Source organism: Vibrio sp. QJM3NY_39, from assembly GCF_057785895.1.
On record NZ_CM173506.1, the window covers coordinates 1,249,965 to 1,270,510 of the forward strand.

Consider the following 20,546-nt stretch of genomic DNA (forward strand, 5'->3'; position numbering starts at 1 on the left):
AAGAGCGAATTCAGCTCTAGGAGCTAGTTCATTTCAAAGAGCTATTTCAACTCTAAAAACGATTGTTTTGTTCACTACGAATGAGTGAACAGTTGGCCTTATTTTGAGGCCGTTTAGCCCATAGGATCAAAGCGCCGATATAACCGAAAACACGGCCTTTGATCCTAACCTGCCTACTTAGGAGATTTTCATGCCTTACCAGAATTTGGATGGTAAACCCTGTACTCAATCACATCAAACGTTGCGTCTAAGTACCCTTGCAATGGCCATCGCTTCAGTGACTTCCATGAGCGCATTTGCCGCGTCAGATCCACAAACGACGACCATGGAAACGGTTGTCGTGACGGGCAGTTTGATCGGTAATTCAGAGCTTGAGGATGTGAAAGAGTATCCGGGAGCGCGTACCGTTCTAACTAACGAACAAATTAAAAAGACTGGCGCACTTTCGATTGATTCGGCCTTCCAAAGTGTACCGGGCATTAAGGTTCAAGACGAAACGGGTACGGGTGTATTGCCTAACATCTCGGTGCGTGGCTTGAAAGCCAGCCGCAGTGGTCATGCTCAATTTCTAATGGACGGTGTGCCACTGACTCTTGCGCCTTATGGTCATACCGGACAATCAATTTTCCCTGCGACTCTGTCGATGCTTGACCGAATTGATATCGTGCGTGGTGGCGCTGCTGTGCAGTATGGGCCAAACAACGTGGGTGGTGTGATTAACTTGGTGACTAAGCCTATTCCACACGAGTGGCAAACGGAAATAAGTAATCGCTTTACTGTATTCGAGGGTGGCGATACGCCACTTAATGATTTTTACCTGCGCACGGGTGGCTGGTTAACCGATACGCTTGCGCTTCAAGTCGAAGGTAATTTTCTAAAAGGTGAAAGCTTCCGTGAACATTCAGACACCGATGTCAAAAACTTCCAAGCTAAGTTGCAGTGGTTACTGAGTGATACTCAAGAACTACAAGCTTTCGTGCAGCGTTATGATGCCGACACGCAAATGCCGGGCGCTTTATCGCCAGAAGATTACGAGAATGACCGTACCCAATCTAAGCGCCCTTATGATGAGTACCAAGGTAAATCGACACGTTGGAGCTTAAAGTACTTACATGATTTGAATATTGCTGATAGTGCAGAGCTAGAAGTACTGACCTTTGGCCATCGTTCTGAGCGTTTCTTCCAGTGGGGTTACAACAGTACTAAAGGTGTGGAGTGGTCTGATCCGTCGCAGCCATCTACTGATATTCGTACGTCACCACGTGAATTTAAGGTGTATGGGGTAGAGCCGAAACTCGCGATGTATTTTGACGGTAATACCGTGACGCAAAATGTGATTGTGGGTGCGCGCTATGTTAACGAAGACATTGATTACAAGCTCACTCAAACATCAATTTCTAGTGGAGTAACCACAACGCCACGCGATTGGCATTTAGATACTGACGCTTTCGCAGGCTATATCAGCAATGAAATTGGCTTGTTTAATGATGTATTAAAGGTAACACCTGGTATTCGCTATGAATCAATAGATATGGCATTTTACGATCTAGGTAAGGCAGAAAAGACAAATAACAAAGTGACAGAATGGTTGCCTGGTTTAACGGTGGCGTACCATCTAACTGAACAATGGGTAGGTTATACCAATGCTCAGAAATCTTTGCGAGCACCACAAATTGCTTACATCCGTGGTAAAGGTGAAGAGGGCAGTGAACTGGCATGGAGTTATGAGTTGGGTGCTCGCTACAACCAAGATTCAACCAGTTTCAATGTAGCGCTTTACCGAATCGATTTTGAAGATCAGCTTCAATGGCAAAAAGCGACTGAAACTTTCGACAATATTGGTAAAACCCTCCATCAAGGTGTTGAACTCTCTGGTCGTTATATTCCTCAAGCGATGCAAGCTCTGAGTTTAGGCGCTGGCTATAACTACTTAGATGCAACTTTAGAGGAAGAGGGTGCAAACAAAGGTAATCAACTTCCATATACGTCTAAGCATCAATTTAGCTGGGATGCGACTTACGCGTTTAGCAAGGTAGATACGACTTTATCTGGTTACTACTTTAGCGAATCTTATTCTGACAATGCGAATACAAGTGCCGAAGATGCAACGGGCGCGACAGGTAAAGTGCCTGCCTACATGGTCTGGAACTTCAACCTAGGTTCGGATTTGTACAAAGATGAAAACAGTAAGCTGCGCATGAACTTTGCGGTGAACAACCTGTTTGATGAGGACTATTACTTCCGCGGTATTGATACTAGCCCAGTTGGTCGTTATCCAGCACCGGGACGTTCTTACACTTTGGATCTGAATTATCAGTTCTAATACGTAGTCTATTGAAAGTAATAACGAATAAAAGTCGCCAATACTCTTGGCGGCTTTCACGGTTCTAGCGTTTAAGGAAAATTAAATATGGAAAACAGCTCCCGACTCTTGTTTTCGAATCCATTGCAGCTGTCGAACGGACTGCTGTCATTTAATCGGCCGTTTTTATTCAGCAGGATAGCAATAACCTTAGCTTTGCTGATTTTATGCTTGTTCTCATTCTCCAGTTCAGCACAAACCAGGGTCATACAAGACGAGCAGGGTCAGTTTGAGATAGCGACTACCCCGCAACGTATTGTGGTGTTGGAGTTTTCATTTGTAGATGCACTCGCTGCGGTGGGTGTTTCTCCTGTTGGCGTTGCTGATGACAATGATGCTTCGCGAGTGATTCCGGCGGTACGTGAATTGGTTCAACCATGGGAATCGGTTGGCATGCGTTCTCAGCCAAGCCTGGAAGCCATTGCGGTATTAAAGCCTGGCCTGATCATTGCAGATGCAGAGCGTCATCGTACGGTCTATCAAGATCTACAACGCATCGCGCCAACTCTACTGCTTAAAAGCCGTGGTGAGACTTATCAAGAAAATTTGGAGTCTGCGCTCAAGATTGGCATCGCTCTCGACAAGCAATCGTCAATGGAACAACGAATTCAACAACATCAACACGCCATGGCTGAATTTAAAAGTCATTTCTCGCTCAAACAAACTGTCCAATTCGCTGTCGTGTCGGATAAAGGTATGTGGTTACATAGCCCCGCATCTTACGCAGGGGGCGTGCTGACCACATTAGGCATTGCGAGCCCTATTGTGAAACCAACAGAGAAGGCATATTTACCAACCAGCTTTGAGTTGTTGTTGAAAACCAATCCGGATTGGTTGCTCCTTGGCGCTTATTCTCATCCTAATATTGTTGATGATTGGCAGAAAAATCCGTTATTCAATGTACTAACCTCTGCAAAAAGTCAGCAAGTTGTAGAAGTGTCACCAGCACTTTGGTCACTGAATCGAGGCATGTTAGCGGCAGAACAAATGGCGAAAAATCTTGAGCAGATCTTGGACCCATCATGAGTACGATGTTGTTCTCTAAAAGTAAGCGATCCTGGCCAATACTGTCGTGGAGAGTCACGTTATTTACGGCATTCGTGTCGTGTTTGGCACTATCTGGTTACGCGGCCTCTATGACCGGGTGGTCTAATTTCTCTCTAACATTGAGTGACTTAATTCACTACTGGTTTGCGTTTGATGAAAGCAGCATGACGCATCAAATATTGGCGACGCTAAGAGCGCCAAGAGCTTACGCAGGGTTGTTTATTGGTGCGAGTTTGGCTGTCGCTGGGTTATTGATGCAAGGCTTGACGCGTAATCCACTCGCGTCTCCGTCGATTCTTGGTATTAACGCAGGCGCGGCCTGTTTTATGGCGTTATCTGCAATAGGTATACCTGTGGTTAGCGAGCTAAACCCAATCCTTAATGCGGTTCTTGGTGCATTGCTAAGCGGCGGTGTCGTAATGCTTCTAGGCGGTTTTTTCTCCGCACGTTCTCATCCGTTACGTTTGGTTCTCGCGGGGATCGCCATTACGGCGTTATTGCTAGGACTGACACGAGCAGCGCTGATTCTTGCTGACGATATGGCTTATAGCGTCTTGCATTGGCTTACTGGTTCACTGTCTAGTGTGGATGATGGGCAATGGCAACAGCTTTGGCCGCCTCTAGTGATTGGTTTGGTGTTAGCAATGAGTCTTGCTCGCAACCTCAACTTATTGGCACTTGGCGAAGAGGTTGCCGTGGGGCTGGGCAGTAACATCAGGTTTACTCGCCTGATTAGTGGATTGACGATTGTGTTGCTTGCCGGAGCAAGCGTCGCTATCGCAGGGCCAATTGGCTTTGTTGGTTTGTTAGTACCTCATTTAGTTCGACCTATGGTTGGTCACAATTACCATTTACTGATTCCTATTTCCGCATTGGCAGGCGCAGCATTAGTCTCTTGGTCAGATGCATTATCACGAGCGATTGCTTTCCCGACTGAAACACCCGTTGGTGTTATTACTGCTTTGCTCGGGACACCTTGTTTTATTTTGATTGCGACGAGGAGATCTTAATGCACCATCACACTAAGATTGTTTTGTTATCAGGAATTCTCATATTAGTGGCATCTGCGGGTTTGTTTGTCGGCGCAGCGTCACTTTCAATTCCTCAAGTCATCGAACATTTGGTCGCGTTTTCCAGTGACGACTTTGTTATCCATCAGTATCGGTTACCACGTATGTTGCTCGCGATAAGCGTGGGCGCAGGTTTAGGGCTTTCTGGGGTATTAGTGCAAGGCGTGATACGTAATCCGTTAGCATCGCCTGACCTTATGGGTATTAGCGCTGGGGCAGGCCTTGCTGCGACAGCGAGTTTAGTTTGGTTTCCCGATGCGCCAGTCAGTGTGCTTCCTGTGGTGGCGATGTTCGGTGGGGTATTGGCTGCTGGGCTGATTGCGCTATTGGCATGGTGGTCAAGGCCAACACCTGCCAAATTGGCGCTGATTGGTATTGCGGTGAGTGCGTTTCTGGCCAGTTGTATCGACTTCTTGCTGGTTACCAATCCGATCGAGATCAACACGGCCATGGTGTGGCTTACTGGCAGCCTTTGGGGGCGAAACTGGCAGCAAGTTCCCTTTATTTGGAGCGTACTGCTCTTGTTGTTACCCATGGCATTGTGGCTTGCTTGGCGATTAGATGTGATGGGGCTTGGCGAGGAAAGTGCGACCACATTGGGTACTAAGCCAAAACAGATTCAGGCTCTTGCGCTATTGGCCGCGGTTTTGCTTGCCAGTGTTAGCGTTTCTGTTGCTGGAACGATCAGTTTTGTGGGTTTATTAGCACCTCATTTAGCCCGCTTGTTGTTTGGGCATAATCATAAGTTGTTAATCCCAGCTTCTGCACTGGTGGGGGCAATTCTGGTTACCAGCGCTGATGGGTTAGCCAGAGGTCTACAACCACCCATTGAATTGCCAGCAGGCGTTCTCACGTCTGTGATTGGCGCGCCATATTTCATCTTTCTTCTCTATCGTTATCGAGGTTGGTAACCATGCTTAAAACGCAGAATCTTTCCGTCGCGTACGGCAAACAAACGATCATACCGAACCTGTCGGTTTCTATCCCTAAGGGAAAAATTACCGCATTGATAGGACCTAACGGGTGCGGTAAATCTACCTTGTTAAAGACGTTAGTCAGAATTAACAAGCCAGTGGATGGAGAGGTGTTGTTTGAAGACAAACCGCTATCAAGCTATGGCGATAAAGCGCTCGCTCGCTCGTTGTCACTTCTTCCGCAAATCTTGGTCAGTCCTGAGGGGATCACGGTAAGAAAGTTGGTCGAATATGGCCGTTCGCCTTATGTCTCTCATTGGGGAAGGTTAGGGCAGGACGATCAAAGGATTGTTGAGCAAGCAATGCGAGATACAGGTGTGCTTGAGTTTGCTGATAAGCCTGTTGAGTCACTGTCTGGTGGCCAGCGTCAAAGAGCATGGATCGCGATGGTAATTGCACAAGATACGGACGTAGTGATGTTGGATGAACCGACCACATACCTTGATATGTCTCACCAAGTGGAATTAATGAACCTGATGCAACAGATGAATGCCAAAGGAAAAACGGTGGTTGTTGTGCTGCATGATCTTAACCAAGCTAGTCGTTACTGCGATCATTTAGTGGTTTTGGAAAAGGGATGCGTAATAGCAGAAGGCTCGCCTGATGAGGTGATGACCGAAACTATGCTCAGTAACGTGTTTGATCTCAAAGCGAGCGTGTTTCGTGACCCTATTTCAAATACGCCAATGTGTGTTGCTATTTAGGAGACTATCAGGCAGCTGGAAAGGATGGATACTTATTCCTTAATACCTTTGGTTTTTGGTAATAAGTATCCGGAAACTTTGTTCTTACTTATTTTCCATTCTCATGTATTATGCCTGCCCATAATTGTATGACAAATGTGTAGCTCTGTTTCCGTATGAATAAAGTCACCAACCACGCCATCTTGCTTTTGGTATTTGCAAACCTATTGGCGTCTTTTTCCGATGTCTCACTAAAAATACTTAATGGTGAAGTTCCCACATTTCAGTATGTGTTTATCCGCCAGCTATTGAGCGTGATCTTACTGCTTCCTTTTTGGCTAAAGCTCCCTAAAGAAACTCGCATGCAAGGCGGTTGCCGCATCAATTTTTTACGGGCTCAATTTATATTAGTGGGCAGTGGTTGTGCGATGATTGCCATTACACACCTTACCTTGGCGACAGCGAACGCGATGTTCTATGTTGGGCCAATCCTGATGCTTCCTCTGTCTATTGTGTTGTTGAAAGAAAGGCCGACATCATCAAAAGTGATCGCGACACTGATAGGCTTCGTGGGTGTGCTAATTGTGTTGCGTCCAGAGCAATTTCACTGGGCGGCGATTGCAGGGCTAGGCAGTGCGCTTGCAATGGGTGTTGGTAATATTTTGATCAAGCGTTTGAACGCCGAACAACACATTATCTCTACCTTATTTTGGACTAGTGTTATGACTCTGCCACTTGCACTGGCGTTTGCATTGCCGGCATGGGCCGAGATTGAATGGCGTCATGTGGGGTGGATCATGGCAATCAATCTATTTGTTCTTGGTTATCATGCATTGGTGGTGGTCGCGTATAAAAAGGCTCCAGCAAACCAAATTGCGCTCGCAGAATACTCGGGGTTAGTGTTTGTAACCTTGTTTGGCGTGATGTGGTTTGACGAGATCCCCGACATTCTGACACTGGTTGGTATCAGCCTCATCGTTATTCCAATGATGCCGATTAAATGGAAGAAGTTCTTTAGTCTAGGGAACAGAGCATCTCTCGATGTAGAGGTGAATCAGCCCAAGTCATAATATCTGCGGCTTAACCGCCGCGTATTGCAAAGACGAAACGTGCTAGATGAAAGAAAAGCGAACCTAAGTGGTTCGCTTTTTGTTTTTGAATCATTAAAGACTTAAGAAACGAGCTTAACAAGCCGCATGATTAGGAAGTCAGTTTGGGGTAGGTCGTCTAAACTTAACGTCTGTTGTTTAAAACTTAGGTGATTAAAGTTCTCATGCTTAAAGTTTGTATAGCATCAAAAAATAGAACAATTTGGACTCTAAAAACGTTCTTGAAAATAAACGTAAATTAACCCTTTACCTCAACTTAACTTGAGGTATTAGCATGTACAACGTTGCTTATGAGAATACTTTAAGGAGAGAAGAATGATCCAACTTGAACATGTCAATTTAGTCGTCAAAGACATCCCTGAAATGCTGACTTTCTACAAAGCGGCGTTCCCTCATTGGTATGTCCGTGATGAGGGCAAAGGTGAATGGTCAGGCAAGCCACGTAATTGGCTGCATTTTGGCGATGAGTATCAATATATCGCAATGAGTGATCATGGAGAGGGTGAAAATAGAGACTTAGCCGGACACTCCGTTGGTCTCGCGCACTTCGCTTATGTGACCAATAATATTGAGAGTGTGATTGAGCGCCTTATTGATGCGGGCTTCCCAATAGCCAAACCCGGAGCGGAAGAACCTTATCGTAAAAACGTCTACTTTGTGGATCCGGCAGGTTTTGAAGTCGAGTTCGTAGAATACCTGAGTGATGATCCTAAACTGCGCAATGCCACGTAATAAAACTCATTAATCGAGTTGGTGTGTTAGAGCGAGTTTGTTCGAAATAAAACGTCTGAGAAAAGGTGCTAGGAAAGACTTACAGAAAAGGGCATTGTGGAATAATCCGCAATGCCCTTTTTTAATCTTATTTGTTTGGCTGTTTGGCTGTTTGGCTTAAGCGTCCAAGTCTAACTATAGACAGCTAACTACTTAGCTTTAAATGGCACCAATAACTGTTTACCAAACACATTGATAAGAGCCCCCGTCACAATAAGGCCACCACCTAGATAGGTCCAAACCGATGGAATCTCATTGAACACCCAAACACCTAATAGTGCTGAGAATACGATCTGAACGTATGAGTAAGCTGAAGCTTTACCAGCCGCTTGAGTTTGCATTGCTTTGGTCAAACCGTATTGGCCTATTTGTGTGAAAATCCCCACCAGAACCAGCATCATGGTTAAGAAAAGGCTAGGCCACACAAAGTCGTTCCAGATCAGGGCGGTCGATATTGGCAGAGCGACCAGTGGGAAGTAGAAGATGATGACTGAGCTGTCTTCAGTTTGGCTAAGCTTTCTTACAATCACATAAGCAATTGAGCTACCAAACGCGCCACATAACGCCAGCATAATACTGAATAGCGGCAACTCGCTGCTCGCGCTGCTGTTCATGCTTGGCTGTACCATTACCGATAACCCCGCTAGGCAGAATACAATGCATATCATGGTCGACTTTTGGACGCGTTCTTTCAGGAACAGTACGCCAAGTAACGCAGTAAATACGGGATGCACGTATTGTAGAATGGTGGCTTCTGCTAATGGAAGAGTGGTTACAGCGTAGTAAACGCACATCAAGGCTGCGGTACCAACAGCGCCACGAACAAACAACAGAGGTTTGTTATTGCCCCAGATAGAAATGCCTTTTCGTTTAACGTCGATGTAGCTGATGATCAAAGACACCAAAGCCCTTGCTGCAACAATTTCAAATACAGGTATGCCGTAATTGCTAACGTATTTCACACAAGCTGACATCAGTGCGAATCCAAAAGCGGAAAGGATCATGAACCGAACCCCTACAGGGATCAGTGAAAAAGAGAAAGAAGGCATAAAAATATCAATTGGTTGAGGGGAAAAGGAATCATAACGTAGTTTAGAAGAGCCGACCAAAGTCTTTGTCCTGTTCAGGTCAACTTGATTCAATTAATTCTCATTTCAGTTCTTTTCAAAATTCATCCCGCATAACATCGGCGATAGCTCAGTTTTATAAAATCACCATCAACAGAAAGTGACGCTAATTCAACTCTGATTTATCCGTCGTTTTAATTGTCTTTCTTATTCATATCATTCTTGTGAATTTATAATGAGAGATATGTTCTATGAAACCAATCAATACCCTACTCATATCCGCACTTGCCGTTTGTTCTTTTAGCTCAGCCACTTATGCTGACACTATTTTGCATGCTTTCAATTGGAAGTATTCGGACGTAACGGCCAACGCTAATCAAATTGCACAAGCTGGTTATAAGAAAGTACTCGTCGCTCCGGCAATGAAATCGAGCGGTAGCCAATGGTGGGCGCGTTACCAACCTCAAGACCTTCGTGCCATTGATTCACCTCTCGGCAACAAACAAGATTTAGCCGCAATGATTGCCGCACTTAAAGGTGTGGGTGTTGATGTGTATGCCGATGTGGTGCTCAATCATATGGCGAATGAAAGCTGGAAGCGAAGTGACTTGGATTACCCTGGCACAGAAGTGCTAAACGATTATGCGAGCCGTTCAAGCTACTACGCTGACCAGACTCTGTTTGGCAATTTAGCGCAAGGTTTTGTCTCGGCTAACGATTTCCATGCCGCAGGTTGTATTTCAGATTGGAACGATCCTGGTCACGTTCAGTACTGGCGTTTGTGTGGTGCCGATGGCGATGTAGGTTTACCTGACCTTGATCCGAATAACTGGGTGGTTTCACAGCAACGTTTATATCTGAAAGCGCTAAAAGATATAGGGATCAAAGGTTTCCGTATTGATGCGGTAAAACACATGAGCCAGTACCAAATCGATCAGGTATTCACGTCTGAAATTACTGCGAACATGCATGTGTTCGGTGAAGTCATTACCAGCGGTGGAGCAGGGAACAGCGGCTATGAGTCATTCTTAGCGCCGTACCTGAATAATACTAATCATTCCGCGTATGATTTCCCGCTGTTTGCGTCGATTCGCTCGGCATTCTCAATGGGCGGTGGCTTGAATCAGCTGCATGATCCTAAAGCCTACGGCCAAGCGTTGGATGATAATCGCTCAATTACTTTTGCGATCACACATGATATTCCAACCAATGACGGTTTCCGTTACCAAATTATGGATCCACAAGACGAGCAGCTTGCTTACGCTTACATCCTTGGCAAAGATGGCGGTACGCCGTTGATCTACAGTGATGACCTTCCTGATTCTGAAGATAAGGATAACGGTCGTTGGGGCAATGTTTGGAATAGCTCAAATATGAAGAATATGTTGAGCTTCCATAACGCGATGCAAGGTAAATCGATGACGATGATTTCCAGCGACCAATGTACTTTGCTGTTTAAGCGTGGCAAAGAAGGCGTTGTTGGTATTAACAAGTGTGGTGAAACCCGTGGCGTGACGGTTGATACCTACCAACATGAGTTTAACTGGAATGTTCAATACAAAGACGTATTAAGCAGCGCGACAGAAACCATTTCTTCTCGCTACCATACCTTCAATCTACCACCGCGCAGTGCGCGTATGTTTAAGCTTTAATGCTCATTAAATAAAAGCAATAAACGACTGGTAGAAAGCATAAGCCGCAGCAAGTTCTGCGGCTTAGTTGTATCTGGGCTAACGGCTTACCGTTACTGATGATCGCTAATAACACCAAACCAATGATTCTGGTGAGCTAATGATTTCAGCAACTCGATCTCTTTTGCTGTCTCTTCCCTAAGCCATTCAATAAGGTCATTGATGATAGGGGTGTGAGTACGCTGGTGCATAAAGTAAGTCCAAGCACTGTGTTGGATCTTTGCATTCTTAGGGCAGTACAAGAAGCCTCGTTGGAGCTCTTGTTGTACTAGCAATAGATCTGTGACCGTAACGCCTTCACCGGATAAACAGGCACTGAGCGCCATATCTAAAGACAAGAAACTGGTATTTCTGACGGGTTTCTTTGGTGGGAATTCAACATCGGCCAACCACACTTTCCAGTCGTGGTGATCTAAGGTTGGGTGAAGCCTTGGTAAGGTTAAGATCGAATCGAGGTCGGTGTCTTTATTCGTTAAGTTGGTCGAATTAGCTAAATTGGCAGAATTAGTTAAGCTAGTCGAGCAGACCGGTGCCATAAACTCTTCACGCAAGAAGGTGATGTCAGGTGCTTTGTCATAGCGCTTTTTGAAGCGCGTGTGGAAGATCAATAGGTCATATTCGCTACTATTAATCGATTCGTCTTCTTCAATCACAGGAACAATGACGATCTCATGATCTTGATAACGCTCGTTTAATTCCCGCACTTTAGAGATCAATACTCGCGTCGCGAAACTCAGGGTCGCTTTGATCACAATACGTTTCTGCTTGGGCTCACTCCAAGAGGCAATGACAGCTTCGATATTACCGTAGCTTTCACGCAAAGCCACATACAAATCATGACCTTGTACCGTTAATTCAATCGCTCGATGCTTACGAATAACCAGTGATGCGTTTAACTCATCTTCAAGCTGTTTGATCTGTCGGCTGATTGCACTTTGTGTCACATGCAGCTCTTCGGCAGCCAGAGTAAAGCTCATCAGCCTTGCTGCAGCTTCAAAGGCTTTGAAGCCATTATGTGAGGATGGCAAGCTAGGATATGGGGTCATAATTCGTTCGCATGAGTTTATGGAATGTTAGATTCGCAAATTTATCAATTGAACGCCAGCCCCATCGATCGTATTTTGGGCGAAATTACCTGAGGCGCTCATGAAAAAAATACTCACTCTCGCATTCCCTTTGATCATTTCACAGCTGATCTCTATGGCGTTAGTCCTTACTGATGTTTGGATGATGTCGCGTATCAGTGTGTCTGCCCTTGCGGCTGGTGGCTTAGGCGCCTCGATCTACTTTTTCATCTTCATTATTGCGAGCAGCACCGTGGGTTGTGTCGCGAACCTGATCGCGATCGCTTATGGTCAGCGCGTAGCTCGTCCAGAGTTTGGTAACACGCAAATTAGATTGGCGGTGAAAGGCGCAACCATGCTGGCATTCGTGCTCAGTGTGACCTTAATGGCCAGCTTCTGGTTTGCTCCGTTGGTATTGGAAGCAGCAAAACAGCCGCCAGAAGTGATCACCTTAGCCATGGAATATGTACACGCCTTGAAATGGGTGATGTTGCCTTCGCTTATCTTGTTGGTGCTTCGTGGCTTAACCAGTGCGTTTGGTAATGTGCGCTCCATTCTTGTGATGTCGATTATCACCGTAATTCTGAATGTGCCAGTCAGCTACTTCTTAACCTTCCAATTAGACATGGGCTTAACGGGTTTAGGGCTAGGTACGGCTATCGCGGCATTTATCGTGATGGTTGGATACACGGTTTGGGTATTCAAACGTGATGAATTCAGGCAGTTCGCCCCTTGGTTAAACACAGAAGAGTATTCAATTAAGTTGATGAGTCCGCTTTTAATGATGGGTTTACCTATCGGATTAGCAGCATTACTTGAACATGGTCTCATTTACGGTGGCACCTTGATGGCGGGAACGATCAGTATTGCTTCTTTAGCCTTACACCAAATCCTGCTGCAATGCTTAAGCTTTACTTGGAACTTCAATTTCGGTTTCTCACAAGCTGCGGCGATTTTGGTGGGGCGTGATTTTGGTGCGGGTAACTACGAAGGGATCAAAAGAACCTCGATTCTCAGCTTTATCTTGGTGTCGGTGTTGAGCGTGGCGTTGTCTGCCGTGTTCATCATATGGCCTGAAATGATCGCTTCTCTCTTTAAGCTAGACGACGGAACTGGCGCGATGACTTCGTTATTGGCTTCTGTTATCTGGGTAGTGGCGTTGTGCTTTATTGTTGATGCTTGGCAGTTACTGGCAATTAACTTGTTGAGAGGCATGAAGATTGTCTCTATGCCAACCGTGATGACTGCCATCGGTTATTGGGTATTTGGCCTACCTGCCGCTTGGTATTTGATGCCAAAATTTGAATTGGCAGGGATCTGGGGCGGAATCGGCGTTGGTTTAGGTGTGACGGGTATTCTGCTACTTATCCAATTGATGCGTGTCATTCAAAAGAACAACCAATCTCCAGATTTGTCGAATCATGCTTATACGTGATTTGCTAATGGTGCACTGAACAACAAAAAGCCGCAGTCATTAAAGTGACTGCGGCTTTTTTTTATCTATTCCGATTCTCCTTTTTTGGGGGAGAGAGAAGAATCAATATCAGGATTAGGGGCAGCTATTTTCTGCCAGACGGTTTATTGCCAGGCTACTTTCTACCAAACTGCTTTCTACCAAACTGCTTTCTACCAAACTACTTTCCACCAGAGAGCGCAGACTTCATCATGGTTTTGAATTGCTCTTTTTGCTCTTCAGTCAGCACGTTATAGATGTTGTTCTTAAGACGCATCTCTTGCATCACCATCGACTTCTCGGTTGCTTGAACGGTGTCGATGACCTTTTCCATTTCGGCTTCATTGAAATCAGGTTGAGTCACAAGGCTGATCTGTTTCTTCTTGAGCTCGATCGCGCTATCCATGTCAATCTGTGTTCTATCCGATTGATAGCCTTCAACAAGGGAGATGACTTCCGCGTGTTGCTCTTCGCTTAGGTTTAAAGAAGCAATAACCATTTGCAGTGGGCTCACTGCGGGTTGTGGCGGTTGTTGTGGTGATGAAGCACTCACAAACGGAGCGGTAACGAGTAGAGCTGAAGCAGTTAATACACAAAGCGACTTTTTCAGTGATTTCATTGAATTTCTCCTGTTAGTGGAAACATGAGTATAGATGGCGAAGCTGAACTCGATATGAACACGCTGTTCAGTTAAGTACACGCAGCTAGCTGCGTTCAACTAAGTGCGTTCAGATTGGTATGTTCAGATAGTACAGGGCGGGTTAGACCTTGGTCTTACAGAAACTGAGCGTAAAGGTGACTAGAATGATTTGAGTTGCTCACCGTTTTATCAAGGAATACACAAATGGAAGTTGGATTGTTCTGGGCTGAAAAAGGAATGTTAGTGCTTGGCGCACTGTTTGTTTTGACGAGCATGATGCAGTACGGAAGACGCAGTAGCGATTGGAAGGGCGTGATTACGATGTTTTATAAGCGTATCCCAATGAGTATCGCGGAATACAAATGGTATCGTTTGGGTATCGCTTTATTGGTGTTTGCTGTGGTTATACGTTTCGCATTGCTGATCTTATGGCCTTCATACCAGTTCTAGTTCTTCACACTACGTCTCTTATCATGGCTACATAAAGCCGATAAATGAATGAGTAAACCGAGCCTTAATAAACTCACTTATTAAGGCTACCATTTCATAAACTAGCTCTATTGTTCTATCAAAAAGTGCTATTACTCTATTATGATGAACGGTTATTACCTTTGTAGCATATTGTTTTTCATGAAGAATAATGCCAGATAATAGCTCACCTGCTTGTTCCATCATTCTTACTAATAATCTACACATAAATTCATTCACCCCGTACCTGATACTATAATGTTCTGTTACACTCGTCCGAATTAGCTTTAATTTGTCGGTGGTGCATTTATGTCGTTCCCAGTTCTTATATGTGATGATTCTGCGTTAGCAAGGAAGCAGATGGCTCGATCACTGCCTAGTTCTCTAAATGCAGATATAACTTTTGCTGTTCATGGGCTCAATGCACTTGAAGAGCTCGCTCAAAACCAATTTAAATTGATGTTCCTCGACCTCACCATGCCGGAATTAGACGGCTATGGCACATTGGAAGAGATGCAACGTTTGGGTGATACCACACCTGTTGTCGTTGTTTCGGGTGACATACAACCAAAAGCACAACAGAAGGTGTTGGATCTCGGCGCCAAAGCGTTTTTACAAAAGCCGATCGATAAAGAAGCGCTAAAAGCTATTTTACGTGAGCATGTTGAGCCGCCAAAACAGCCTCAGATCATTACTCCAACCGCTTTAGAACTGCCAATACTTCGCAGACGTGATATCTATATGGAAGTGGCGAACGTAGCGATAGGCCGTGCAGCTGATGCACTGGCTCGTCACTTTAATGTATTTGTTCATTTACCATTGCCGAACGTCAACATCTTCGAAGTGAGTGAATTGCACATGGCACTTCGTGACCTAGCCGACAACGACCAAGTGTCGGGTGTTTGCCAAGGTTTTAGCGGAGAAGGCATTGCAGGCGAAGCATTAGTTTTGTTGAGTGACTCCAGCGTGAGCGACCTTAAAAAGCTCATGAAGGTGCCAACTGAAAGCGAGCAGCTAGAAGAGTTAGAGCTACTGATGGATGTGTCGAACATCTTAGTCGGCTCATTCTTGAATGGGTTAGGGGAGCAGTCAGAAGTTCGTTTCTTCCAGAGCTCTCCTGTACTGCTAGGTCAACACATCTCGATTGATTCTGTGATTGAAAACACCAGTGGTTCATTTAAGAAGACCATGACTTTCGAAGTCAGCTATAACATTGATGGCACTTCTATCCGTTGTGACCTTCTGTTTATGTTTGTCGATGAGTCTCTGCCTCTTCTAGACAACAAATTGGCCTACCTAATGGAGGAGTTTTAATATGCTGAATCTTCCTGCTGAATTTGAACAGTTCCACTGGATGGTGGACATGGTTCAAAACGTCGATATGGGGCTGGTGGTCATTAACCGTGACTTTCAGGTGCAAGTTTGGAATGGCTTTATGACGCACCATAGCGGTAAGCAATCGCATGATGCGATCGGTAAGTCGATCTTTGAGTTATTTCCTGAGATCCCAGAAGAGTGGTTTAGACTGAAAACCAAGCCAGTCTATGACCTAGGTTGCCGCAGCTTCATTACATGGCAACAAAGGCCTTATCTGTTTAAGTGCCGCAATGTTCGCCCTGTAACTCAACAAGCCGATTTCATGTATCAGAACGTGACGTTAAACCCGATGCGCTCACCAACAGGACAAGTCAGCTCATTGTTCTTGTCTATTCAAGATGCGACTGCAGAAGCGTTAGTTTCTCAAAAGAACTAGCACTGCTCTATTCACTAAACAGCACTTTTCTATGTGCGTATTAGTATCAGTCTGATCAGCGAATAAAAATGGCTAAGGTTAACCACTTTAGCCATTTTTTTGCTTTCTATTCTTCAAATCTAATCTTTCCCCTAGTTTTTCACGTCAACCAATCCTCTTTTACTAAGCGCTTTGCTGAATGTTCCTGGTTAAATGAACGAAAGGGCAGCCACGAAATGTGCTTTTGGAACGGTAATGCTACGGGTTAATAGAAATTAGATTTATAAAGTTTGAGCTTGAAAGCATTATTTAATGGAGTGCGAGGGCTGGATTCTCAAACCCAAGTGAATCTCGACCTAAAAATCGAGCCCATTGCACAGTGCTTTTCCAAATTGGGGCTAGTTGGCAAGGTGATGAGATTACCTAATTTGGTCGAGAACAAAGAAAATTTGGGAAAAAATCGAATTTATTTAAGAAAAAAGACATTTTTTTGTTGGAGAAAAGTGTGATTTTTATGTGATTTCGAGGCACTTTCTTCACATTATTGCTTAATGAGGGTGATATTGAGTGAGATAGGGAGGAAAACGATTGCGCAATAAACCGACAGCGTTTGCGTGAATAGTTCGCTAAGTTATTAATTAATAAGAATTTAGTGGAAAAGTAAAGCTGAGGGGTTTGAAGCAGGTATGGAATCTTTGAGAGGATAGCACAAAAAAAAGTGAAATATCAGACTTGCTGTTACTAAATCACGACCTATAATGCTGAAAACCGGAGCGTCTGCCAACGCTCCGGTTTTTTTGTGTCCGAAGAAAAGTAAACTCGTCTGCCAACGGTTTTACTACGCATTTCGCGAGAGACACATAATTTTATGAATCAAGGAAAACACCATGCGTATCGAACAAGAACTTAAGTTAGGTTTCAAAGATGTACTCTTCCGTCCGAAGCGTTCTACCCTTAAAAGCCGTTCTCAAGTTGAATTAACCCGTGATTTTACATTCAAGCATAGCGGTCGTCAATGGTCTGGTACTCCAGTAATTGCAGCGAACATGGATTCGGTAGCAAGCTTTGAAATGGCAGCCGCTCTAGCAGAGCACGGTGTTATGACTGCAGTACACAAGCACTACACAGTAGAGCAGTGGGCTGAGTTTGCTAAAACAGCAGACAAGAAAACGCTGAACAATGTTTTTGTATCAACCGGTACGTCTGAAGCTGAGTTCGAGAAAGTTAAGAAGATCATGGCGCTTAGCGAAGAGTTCGTATTCATCTGTATCGATATCGCTAACGGCTACTCAGAGCACCTTGTTGAGTTCGTACAAAAAGTACGTGCTGAATTCCCGACTAAAGTTATCTCTGCGGGTAACGTTGTAACAGGTGACATGGTTGAAGAGCTAATCCTAGCTGGCGCAGACATCGTTAAGGTTGGTATCGGCCCTGGTTCAGTTTGTACTACACGTGTTAAAACAGGCGTAGGTTACCCTCAACTTTCTGCAATCATCGAGTGTGGCGACGCAGCACACGGCCTTGGCGGCATGATCATCGGTGACGGTGGTTGTTCATGCGCGGGTGACGTATCTAAAGCGTTCGGCGGCGGTGCTGACTTCGTAATGCTAGGCGGCATGCTAGCTGGTCACTCTGAGTCAGGCGGTGAAGTTGTAGAGCAAGACGGTAAGCAATACATGAAATTTTACGGCATGTCGTCTCAGTCGGCTATGGACAAGCACTCAGGTGGTGTTGCTAAGTACCGTGCTGCAGAAGGTAAAACTGTTTTACTTCCATACCGTGGCTCAGTTCATTACACGATTTCTGACATCCTTGGTGGTGTACGTTCAACTTGTACATATGTAGGCGCCGCAAAGCTTAAAGAGCTAACTAAGCGTACGACTTTCATCCGTGTACAAGAGCAAGAGAACAACGTATTCGGTAAAGAGTAATCTGAGCTGATTCGAATAGTTTGAAAATCAAGAGCCGCTTTTTAGCGGCTCTTTTTTTGTTTGGAAGCTATTACAAAAGCAATTTTTGGTTTGATTGAAGTCGAGTGTGTCATACAAAAAAGACCACTATGTAGTCGGGACGTATCAAGAACAAAAGCTGTATATTTTATTATTTGGTGGTGGGCAGCACAAGCACCACCAGATCAAGGGTCTTGAATAAGGTGGGAAAATAAGGCGTATGAGTCGTTTCTAAGTTAGACGTTCAGCTAACACATTATTGCCCCACTCTAAGCTAGAACTGTTTTGTACCTCATTTCTATACGAGGTTATTTGACCTATTTTTCCTTATGCCACAAAGTGTCTATAAATTTGGCGGGGGTTCAGTCGGTTCTTTACCAAGTTAATCAATACATCACATATCTAGGTTTGAAAAACAATGTTTGGATTAGTCAAAAAATCCCTCTTGATGGATGCCCAAGCTAACGTTACTGAGCTTGAAAAGCAGTTAAGTGAAGCGAAAGAAGAATTGTCGAGTATTCAAAAAGTTTTAGCCTCCCCTGAATATATGAAGGCTACAGATTTAATGAAGCTCGAAGAGGAGTTGCTCGTGCTTAGAGCTACTTGTCATGACGTTAGAGTCCAGTCCGAGAAAGATAAAGCGGCTGCCAGAGAGCACCTTGCTGATATAGAAAAACAGTGTGCACTCGTATTACAAGAGAATGAAAATTCTATAGGACTAGCAAAGTCAGAATTAGCTGAAGAAATTGAGAATGCACATAGACAAAAAGACCTAATTCTGACTGAAGTGAAAGCTGAACGTGAAAAAGTTCTTAGTAATGCGGAAGCTGAAGCCCAAGCCATCGTCGATAAAGCAACTGCTCGTGCAGATAAAGCACTAGCGGATGTTGAGAAAAAAATTGAAACAGGAGAAACCCGCGAAAAGGTACTTTCTAGCAGTATTGAGAAGCTCCGAGAAGAGTTGCGTGACTTGGAGTTAACTAAAGAACATCAGGATCTCCTCTCTACAGTGACGCCATTTGAACACCTTCTTGATGGGCCTACTAGCGATGAAATTAAGGTATCTTTGCAACAAGTAAAAAATAAACAGAAGGAACTGATAAAACAGGGGAACGCATTTGATATTCTTCAAGATATTCTTTGGAATGACAATCTTGCTAAAGGAAAGGCAAGGCAAAAGAGACATGGTAAATTTCTGATAACTGCCTTTAATGCAGAAGTAGACAACATTATAGCTAATACTAACGCGCGTAATTTCACCGCTAATGCAAAAAAAATAGACAAGTGGTTTCAAAAGGTCAATAAGAGTGGTGATGATAGCTACGTAGAGCTGAATAGAACTCTACTATTTTTGCGTCTGGAAGAGCAGCGCCATGCCTTTGAATATAAGTATAAAAAGGAGATGGAGCTAGAAGAACAACGATTCATGAAAGAGTCTCTGCGTGAAGAAGCCAAAGTTAAAAAAGAGATAGAAAGCTTTGTCACTGCTCGTGAAAAGGAGGAAAAAGCTTTTCAAAAAGATTTGAGTGATGCTCTAGCCAGAGTTCAAACAGCGAACCAAGAAGAAGTAGAAAAGCTCAACTCTCATATCGAAGAGCTGAAGCTTAAGTTGGAACGTGCGACTTCTGAGAAAGAGCGGGCGCTAAGTATGGCTCAGCTCACAAGGTCAGGATATGTTTATGTTATCTCAAACAAGGGATCGTTTGGTGAAAATGTGTACAAGATTGGAATGACACGACGTTTAGAGCCTATGGATCGTGTGAAGGAGTTGGGAGATGCATCTGTTCCGTTCTTTTTTGATGTCCATGCTCTTATACCATCTGATGATGCCCCAGCCTTGGAAAACAAACTTCATTCTAAGTTTGCCTCTCGAAGAGTCAACAAAGTCAATCACCGAAGAGAGTTCTTTAACCTGACTTTTGAAGAAGTTGAAGAGGCTTTAAATGAGTTTGTCGAAGGTGACTTTAACTTGGTTCGGGATGTTGTTGCTGCGCAGTATGAAGAGTCCAAGTTTTTAGAGGAAAGGGAAGTGGTTAATGGCTAGTATAATAAATGATTTAAAGCGCATTCAACGAGTATCCTCAGTTGTAACAAGAGCTACTGAGCGCTGCTTTCCTAACGCAGAAGTATCGCGAGTAATGTGCGAATACAGTGATGGAGAGTTTTCCATTGACCTGTCAGCTACAGTTTTGGATTATCACGATATTGATGCGGATATTTGCTGTGTGAATGCTGAGAAATGTACATCAATGTTTATCGAAAGTATCTTAAACTCGGTAGATAGGATCATCAGAAGACTAGAGAAAGACGAAAAAGAGTTCCGAAATGATTTAAAGGAGTATGGTGAGGTGTTCTCAGGAAGCCCAGCAGCGCATCTATCTTCTGCATTGATGTTCAAACAGATTGTAGCTGGAATTAAACCGTGAATAATCACTGGTAAGGTTTTACCTAGATTGTTTCTCGTGG

Annotated in this window: 19 protein-coding genes; 15 read left to right on the forward strand and 4 right to left on the reverse strand. The window is 44.3% G+C overall.

Annotation, left to right across the window (positions count from 1 at the left end):
- Window positions 1-190: 190 nt before the first annotated feature.
- The 7 genes from AC3CHU_RS21465 (at window position 191) to AC3CHU_RS21495 (ending at window position 7,977) form a co-directional block, all read left to right on the forward strand.
- Entirely contained in the window at window positions 191-2,323 is a 2,133-nt protein-coding gene (locus AC3CHU_RS21465; protein ID WP_488525629.1) for a TonB-dependent receptor family protein, read from the forward strand.
- A gap of 87 nt (window positions 2,324-2,410) precedes the next feature.
- Window positions 2,411-3,388 carry a Fe(3+) dicitrate ABC transporter substrate-binding protein FecB gene (locus tag AC3CHU_RS21470; protein ID WP_488525630.1) on the forward strand — a complete coding sequence of 326 codons (978 nt, stop codon included), beginning with the start codon at window positions 2,411-2,413 and terminating at the stop codon, window positions 3,386-3,388.
- The gene (locus AC3CHU_RS21475) at window positions 3,385-4,419 is read left to right on the forward strand and encodes a FecCD family ABC transporter permease (protein WP_488525631.1); all 1,035 of its coding nucleotides are present in this window, start codon (window positions 3,385-3,387) and stop codon (window positions 4,417-4,419) included. The genes AC3CHU_RS21470 and AC3CHU_RS21475 overlap by 4 nt, the downstream gene beginning before the upstream one ends.
- Window positions 4,419-5,390 (forward strand): iron chelate uptake ABC transporter family permease subunit, encoded by a 972-nt coding sequence (locus AC3CHU_RS21480; protein WP_102280658.1) that lies wholly within the window; start codon window positions 4,419-4,421, stop codon window positions 5,388-5,390. The genes AC3CHU_RS21475 and AC3CHU_RS21480 overlap by 1 nt, the downstream gene beginning before the upstream one ends.
- 2 nt (window positions 5,391-5,392) lie before the next feature.
- Complete coding sequence (gene fecE, locus AC3CHU_RS21485) at window positions 5,393-6,157, forward strand: Fe(3+) dicitrate ABC transporter ATP-binding protein FecE (protein WP_114634946.1); 765 nt, start codon at window positions 5,393-5,395, stop codon at window positions 6,155-6,157.
- Between the two features lie 155 nt (window positions 6,158-6,312).
- On the forward strand, window positions 6,313-7,206 hold the full coding sequence (locus AC3CHU_RS21490; RefSeq protein WP_065207062.1) for a DMT family transporter: 894 nt from the start codon (window positions 6,313-6,315) through the stop codon (window positions 7,204-7,206).
- Window positions 7,207-7,560: 354 nt separating this feature from the next.
- Complete coding sequence (locus tag AC3CHU_RS21495; RefSeq protein WP_488525632.1) at window positions 7,561-7,977, forward strand: VOC family protein; 417 nt, start codon at window positions 7,561-7,563, stop codon at window positions 7,975-7,977.
- Window positions 7,978-8,165: 188 nt separating this feature from the next.
- On the opposite strand, the gene AC3CHU_RS21500 is transcribed toward AC3CHU_RS21495, so the two are convergent.
- Window positions 8,166-9,065, reverse strand: a complete 900-nt coding sequence (locus AC3CHU_RS21500) for a DMT family transporter (protein WP_081008954.1) — start codon at window positions 9,063-9,065, stop codon at window positions 8,166-8,168.
- A gap of 269 nt (window positions 9,066-9,334) precedes the next feature.
- Here AC3CHU_RS21500 and AC3CHU_RS21505 point away from each other — a divergent pair, with 269 nt between their 5' ends.
- On the forward strand, window positions 9,335-10,735 hold the full coding sequence (locus AC3CHU_RS21505) for an alpha-amylase family protein (RefSeq protein ID WP_488525633.1): 1,401 nt from the start codon (window positions 9,335-9,337) through the stop codon (window positions 10,733-10,735).
- A gap of 92 nt (window positions 10,736-10,827) precedes the next feature.
- On the opposite strand, the gene AC3CHU_RS21510 is transcribed toward AC3CHU_RS21505, so the two are convergent.
- Window positions 10,828-11,820, reverse strand: coding sequence for a LysR family transcriptional regulator (locus AC3CHU_RS21510; RefSeq protein WP_488525634.1), 993 nt, complete (start codon window positions 11,818-11,820; stop codon window positions 10,828-10,830).
- 100 nt (window positions 11,821-11,920) lie between these two features.
- Here AC3CHU_RS21510 and AC3CHU_RS21515 point away from each other — a divergent pair, with 100 nt between their 5' ends.
- Window positions 11,921-13,273: an MATE family efflux transporter gene (locus AC3CHU_RS21515; RefSeq protein WP_108208047.1), complete on the forward strand. Its 1,353-nt coding sequence runs from the start codon at window positions 11,921-11,923 to the stop codon at window positions 13,271-13,273.
- 199 nt (window positions 13,274-13,472) lie between these two features.
- On the opposite strand, the gene AC3CHU_RS21520 is transcribed toward AC3CHU_RS21515, so the two are convergent.
- Entirely contained in the window at window positions 13,473-13,910 is a 438-nt protein-coding gene (locus tag AC3CHU_RS21520; protein ID WP_488525635.1) for a Spy/CpxP family protein refolding chaperone, read from the reverse strand.
- 225 nt (window positions 13,911-14,135) lie between these two features.
- Here AC3CHU_RS21520 and AC3CHU_RS21525 point away from each other — a divergent pair, with 225 nt between their 5' ends.
- Complete coding sequence (locus AC3CHU_RS21525; protein WP_004731665.1) at window positions 14,136-14,381, forward strand: hypothetical protein; 246 nt, start codon at window positions 14,136-14,138, stop codon at window positions 14,379-14,381.
- 27 nt (window positions 14,382-14,408) lie between these two features.
- On the opposite strand, the gene AC3CHU_RS21530 is transcribed toward AC3CHU_RS21525, so the two are convergent.
- Window positions 14,409-14,606, reverse strand: a complete 198-nt coding sequence (locus tag AC3CHU_RS21530) for a hypothetical protein (protein ID WP_146456578.1) — start codon at window positions 14,604-14,606, stop codon at window positions 14,409-14,411.
- A 102-nt stretch (window positions 14,607-14,708) separates the two neighbouring features.
- On the opposite strand from AC3CHU_RS21530, the gene AC3CHU_RS21535 reads away from it, so the two are divergent.
- From AC3CHU_RS21535 to AC3CHU_RS21555, 5 genes are all read left to right on the forward strand, one after another.
- A complete protein-coding gene (locus AC3CHU_RS21535; RefSeq protein ID WP_004731662.1) occupies window positions 14,709-15,713 on the forward strand; it encodes a response regulator in 1,005 nt (334 codons plus the stop codon).
- Between the two features lies 1 nt (window position 15,714).
- Window positions 15,715-16,152, forward strand: a complete 438-nt coding sequence (locus tag AC3CHU_RS21540) for a PAS domain-containing protein (RefSeq protein WP_004731659.1) — start codon at window positions 15,715-15,717, stop codon at window positions 16,150-16,152.
- A gap of 866 nt (window positions 16,153-17,018) precedes the next feature.
- Entirely contained in the window at window positions 17,019-18,062 is a 1,044-nt protein-coding gene (locus AC3CHU_RS21545; protein ID WP_004731658.1) for a GMP reductase, read from the forward strand.
- A gap of 436 nt (window positions 18,063-18,498) precedes the next feature.
- Complete coding sequence (locus AC3CHU_RS21550; RefSeq protein WP_488525636.1) at window positions 18,499-20,124, forward strand: SNIPE associated domain-containing protein; 1,626 nt, start codon at window positions 18,499-18,501, stop codon at window positions 20,122-20,124.
- Entirely contained in the window at window positions 20,117-20,506 is a 390-nt protein-coding gene (locus AC3CHU_RS21555) for a hypothetical protein (protein WP_488525637.1), read from the forward strand. Before AC3CHU_RS21550 ends, AC3CHU_RS21555 begins: the two co-directional genes overlap by 8 nt.
- Window positions 20,507-20,546: the final 40 nt, after the last annotated feature.

Coding starts and splice junctions, on each gene's coding strand:
- AC3CHU_RS21465 (WP_488525629.1), top strand. CDS start 191: ATGCCTTACCAGAATTTGGATGGTAAACCCTGTACTCAATCACATCAA.
- AC3CHU_RS21470 (WP_488525630.1), top strand. CDS start 2,411: ATGGAAAACAGCTCCCGACTCTTGTTTTCGAATCCATTGCAGCTGTCG.
- AC3CHU_RS21475 (WP_488525631.1), top strand. CDS start 3,385: ATGAGTACGATGTTGTTCTCTAAAAGTAAGCGATCCTGGCCAATACTG.
- AC3CHU_RS21480 (WP_102280658.1), top strand. CDS start 4,419: ATGCACCATCACACTAAGATTGTTTTGTTATCAGGAATTCTCATATTA.
- fecE (WP_114634946.1), top strand. CDS start 5,393: ATGCTTAAAACGCAGAATCTTTCCGTCGCGTACGGCAAACAAACGATC.
- AC3CHU_RS21490 (WP_065207062.1), top strand. CDS start 6,313: ATGAATAAAGTCACCAACCACGCCATCTTGCTTTTGGTATTTGCAAAC.
- AC3CHU_RS21495 (WP_488525632.1), top strand. CDS start 7,561: ATGATCCAACTTGAACATGTCAATTTAGTCGTCAAAGACATCCCTGAA.
- AC3CHU_RS21500 (WP_081008954.1), bottom strand. CDS start 9,065: ATGCCTTCTTTCTCTTTTTCACTGATCCCTGTAGGGGTTCGGTTCATG.
- AC3CHU_RS21505 (WP_488525633.1), top strand. CDS start 9,335: ATGAAACCAATCAATACCCTACTCATATCCGCACTTGCCGTTTGTTCT.
- AC3CHU_RS21510 (WP_488525634.1), bottom strand. CDS start 11,820: ATGACCCCATATCCTAGCTTGCCATCCTCACATAATGGCTTCAAAGCC.
- AC3CHU_RS21515 (WP_108208047.1), top strand. CDS start 11,921: ATGAAAAAAATACTCACTCTCGCATTCCCTTTGATCATTTCACAGCTG.
- AC3CHU_RS21520 (WP_488525635.1), bottom strand. CDS start 13,910: ATGAAATCACTGAAAAAGTCGCTTTGTGTATTAACTGCTTCAGCTCTA.
- AC3CHU_RS21525 (WP_004731665.1), top strand. CDS start 14,136: ATGGAAGTTGGATTGTTCTGGGCTGAAAAAGGAATGTTAGTGCTTGGC.
- AC3CHU_RS21530 (WP_146456578.1), bottom strand. CDS start 14,606: ATGATGGAACAAGCAGGTGAGCTATTATCTGGCATTATTCTTCATGAA.
- AC3CHU_RS21535 (WP_004731662.1), top strand. CDS start 14,709: ATGTCGTTCCCAGTTCTTATATGTGATGATTCTGCGTTAGCAAGGAAG.
- AC3CHU_RS21540 (WP_004731659.1), top strand. CDS start 15,715: ATGCTGAATCTTCCTGCTGAATTTGAACAGTTCCACTGGATGGTGGAC.
- AC3CHU_RS21545 (WP_004731658.1), top strand. CDS start 17,019: ATGCGTATCGAACAAGAACTTAAGTTAGGTTTCAAAGATGTACTCTTC.
- AC3CHU_RS21550 (WP_488525636.1), top strand. CDS start 18,499: ATGTTTGGATTAGTCAAAAAATCCCTCTTGATGGATGCCCAAGCTAAC.
- AC3CHU_RS21555 (WP_488525637.1), top strand. CDS start 20,117: ATGGCTAGTATAATAAATGATTTAAAGCGCATTCAACGAGTATCCTCA.